2 protein-coding genes are annotated in these 3918 nt (G+C 73.5%); one reads left to right on the top strand and one right to left on the bottom strand.

Annotated elements, in window-relative coordinates; genetic code table 11:
- Positions 1 to 2277 (top strand): glycoside hydrolase family 3 protein (locus tag GWI24_RS41705; RefSeq protein ID WP_210951225.1); only part of this gene is annotated, 2277 nt, incomplete at its 5' end.
- 89 nt (positions 2278 to 2366) lie between these two features.
- On the opposite strand, the gene GWI24_RS41700 is transcribed toward GWI24_RS41705, so the two are convergent.
- Positions 2367 to 3827, bottom strand: coding sequence for an aldehyde dehydrogenase family protein (locus tag GWI24_RS41700; protein ID WP_210951224.1), 1461 nt, complete (start codon positions 3825 to 3827; stop codon positions 2367 to 2369).
- Positions 3828 to 3918: the final 91 nt, after the last annotated feature.

Genomic DNA, 3918 nt, shown 5'->3' with positions numbered 1-3918 from the left:
CACGTCTCCCCGTATCTGAGCGAGCACTTGCGCACCTGGACCGACCAGGAGCTGGTGGTCTGCTCCGACGCGGGCGCGCCGTCCAATCTGGTCGACACCGAGCGCTACTTCGACACCCATGAGGAGGCCATCGCGGCGGCCCTGCGGGCGGGGGTGGACAGCTTCACCGACCACGACCAGGACGCGTCGAAGACGATCGCGCGGGTGCGGGGCGCGCTGGCGCGCGGGCTGATCGACGCGTCCACGGTGGACACGGCGGTGCGGCGGCTGCTGGGGATGCGGTATGCGCTGGGCGAGTTCGACGGGCCCGGCGGGCAGCCTGAGGAAGGTGACGGTGCCTTCGACACCCCCGCCCATCGGGCGCTCGCCCTGGACGCCGCCGAGCAGGCCGTCGTCCTGCTCACCAACGATGGTCTGCTGCCGCTCTCCGAGAGGGCCGTCCGCACCCTCGCGGTCGTCGGTCCGCTCGCCGACGAGTGCAAGCTGGACTGGTACAGCGGCACCCTGATCCGCCGCAGTTCGCCGCGCGAGGCGCTGGCCGAGCGGCTCGGCGCGGACCGGGTGGTGTTCGCGGACGGCCTGGACACCGTACGGCTGCGCACCGCGGCCGGTTGGGTGCGGGTGCCGGACGCGGCGGCGGAGGACGAGGGTCCGGCGGAGGCGTCGGGCTCGCTCAATCCGGCGCATACGGAGGCCCGTACCGATCTGCCGCCGCTGACCGTCGGCGACACCCCCACCGATCTGTCCCTGGCCGACTGGGGCGGCGGTGTGCTCACCCTGCGCGCGCCCTCCGGCCGCTGTCTGACCGTGGCCGAGGACGGCTTCGTCCGCGCGGCGGCCGAGCAGCCCGGAGGCTGGGTGGTCCAGGAGACGTTCACGCTCGAAGCGCACCCCGGCGGACACCTCCTCAGGCACTTGGGGACGGGTGGCTACGTCTGTGTCGCCGCGGGCGCGCTGAAGGTTGCCGAACGTGACGGCGGCGAGGAGGGGACCGGGACCGTCTTCCGGCTGGAGGTCGTCGAGCGCGGCGAGGACGCGGTGGCCCGCGTCGCCGCGCGGGCGGACGCCGTGGTGGTCGTGGCGGGCAACGACCCGCATATCGGTGGCCGGGAGACCGAGGACCGCACCACCCTCGCCCTGCCCGCCCAGCAGGAGCGGCTGTGGCGCGCGGCCCACGCCGCCAATCCGCGGACCGCACTGGTGCTGACCTCGAGCTATCCGTACGCGGTCGCGGAGGCGGCCGACGCGCTGCCCGCGCTGCTGTGGACGGCGCACGGCGGCCAGGCGGCGGGCACGGCGCTGGCCCGGGTGCTGTTCGGGGACGTCTCACCGGCGGGGCGGCTGCCGCAGACCTGGTACGCGTCCGACCACGATCTGCCCGATCCGCTCGACTACGACATCATCGCCTCGCGCGCCACCTATCTGTACTTCGGCGGCGCCCCGCTCTTCCCCTTCGGGCACGGCCTGTCGTACACCGCCTTCGCCTACGGCGAGCTGTCGGTGCGGCGGGAGGCGGGCCTGACGGTGGTGTGCGAGGTCACCAACTCCGGTCCGTGCGACGGCGACGAGGTCGTGCAGATCTACGCGAGCGCGCCGGGGTCGCGGGTCCCGCTGCCGCACCGCCGGCTCATCGCCCATCGCAGGGTGTGGCTGCGCCGGGGCGAGAGGGCGCGGCTGTTCTTCACCGTGCCGGTCGAGGACGCGCTGGGGTTCTGGGACGTGGCGCACGGGCGCTGGACCGTCGACCCGGGGACGTACGAGATCCACGCGGGCGCGTCCAGCGCGGACCTGCGCGCCACCGCCACCGTGACCGTCGAGGGCCCGCCGCCCGCGCCGCGCCCGGTGCTGCGGCGCGGTCTGGAGGCCGCGGACTACGACGCGGCGGACGGGATCGTGCTGGTGGACCGGACCAAGGTCCGCGGGGACGCGGTGGCCTGCCGTGACGACGCGGTCGGCCGACTGCTCTTCCGCGCCTGTGACTTCGGCGCGGGGGCGACGTCGATGACGGTCGAGGCCGCGTACGACTCCGCTGAGGCGGGGGACGACGCGACGGTTGCGGGGGACGACGCAATGGTTACGCGGGACGACGCGACGGTCGAGGCGCACCTCGCCGACGGCACCACGCTGGCCACCGCCACCATCCCGCCCACCGGCGGCCGTTACGTCTACACCACGGCCCGCGCCGCCCTGCCCACGCCGCCGACCGGCGTCCAGGACCTGCACATCACGCTGCGCGGCCGTGGCCTGAGACTGGCCCGTCTCGGCTTCTCCGGTTGAGGGTCCGGAGTGGCCGGGACGGGTCAACCCCATGCCTTGCTCATACGCCGGGCCCCGACGCGAAGCGGGGCCCGGCGGTTGGGGGTGGATCAGAGGTCGAGGCCGGTGAGAACCATGACCCGCTCGTAGGTGTAGTCCTCCATCGCGTACCGCACGCCCTCGCGGCCGACGCCGGACCTCTTGGCGCCGCCGTACGGCATCTGGTCGGCGCGGTACGAGGGCACATCGCCGATGATCACGCCGCCGACCTCCAGCGCGCGGTGGGCGCGGAAGGCGGTCCGCACCTCGCGGGTGAAGACGCCCGCCTGCAGGCCGTACTTGGAGTCGTTGACGGCCGCGAACGCCTCGTCCTCGTCCGCCGCCTTGTGCAGGGTGAGCACCGGTCCGAAGATCTCCTCGCAGGAGAGGGTGACATCGGCGGGCACGTCCGCGAGCACGGTCGGGGCGTAGCTCGAGCCCTCTCGCTTGCCGCCGGTCAGCAGCTTCGCACCGGCCCGGACGGCCTCGTCCACCCAGGACTCGACGCGCTTGGCGGCGTCCTCGCTGATCAGCGGGCCGACATCGGTGGCGTCCTCGGTCGGGTCGCCGGTGGCCTGCGCCTCGACGGCCGCGACGATCTTCGGCACGAGCTCCTCGTAGACGGACGCGTCCGCGATCACCCGCTGCACGGAGATGCAGGACTGTCCGCCCTGGTAGTTGGAGAAGGTGCCGATGCGGGTGGCCGCCCAGTCGAGGTCGGCGTCGGCGGCGTAGTCCGACAGGACGACCGCGGCGCCGTTGCCGCCGAGCTCCAGGGTGCAGTGCTTGAGCGGCACCGACTCCTTGATCGCGTAGCCGACCTTCTCCGAACCGGTGAAGGAGATGACCGGCAGCCGCTCGTCCTGGACCAGCGCGGGCATCCGGTCGTTGGGCACCGTAAGGACGCTCCAGGAGCCCGCGGGGAGCTCGGTCTCGGCCAGCAGCTCGCCGAGGATCAGCGCGGACAGCGGGGTCGCGGGCGCCGGCTTGAGAATGATCGGCGTGCCGACGGCGATCGCGGGGGCGACCTTGTGGGCGCTGAGGTTCAGCGGGAAGTTGAACGGCGAGATGCCGAGGACGGTGCCGCGCGGGAAGCGGCGGGTCAGCGCGAGCCGCCCGGTGCCACCGGCGTCGGTGTCCAGCCGCTGGGCGTCCCCGCTGTTGAACCGGCGGGCCTCCTCGGCCGCGAACCGGAAGACGGACACGGCGCGGCCCACCTCGCCGCGCGCCCACTTGATCGGCTTGCCGTTCTCGTCCGAGATCAGCCGGGCGATCTCCTCACCGCGCTCGGCGAGACGGCGCGACACATGGTCCAGCGCGGCGGCCCGGACGTGCGCGGGGGTCGCGGCGAACTCCTCACGCACCGCGTCGGCCGCGGCGACGGCCTCCTCGATCTGGGCATCGGTGGGAACGCTCACCACGCCGACGCGGCGGCCGTCCCAGGGCGAGGTGACCTCGAGTGTGCTCTCGCCCGTCGCCTTACGGCCGGCGAGCCAGAACGCGTGGGTGACAGCTTCGTGTGTGTCTGGCACAGCGGATCCCGACCCTTCTGAAGTGGTGTCTCTCCTCCCACCGTAGGCGCGCCCCGCCTGCTCCGCGTTTGTCCGAGGCGTAGCAGTCGGG

The organism is Streptomyces sp. MK37H, assembly GCF_018035285.1.
GTDB classification, from domain to species: domain Bacteria; phylum Actinomycetota; class Actinomycetes; order Streptomycetales; family Streptomycetaceae; genus Streptomyces; species Streptomyces endocoffeicus.
This window is presented reverse-complemented; position numbering and strand designations above follow the sequence as displayed.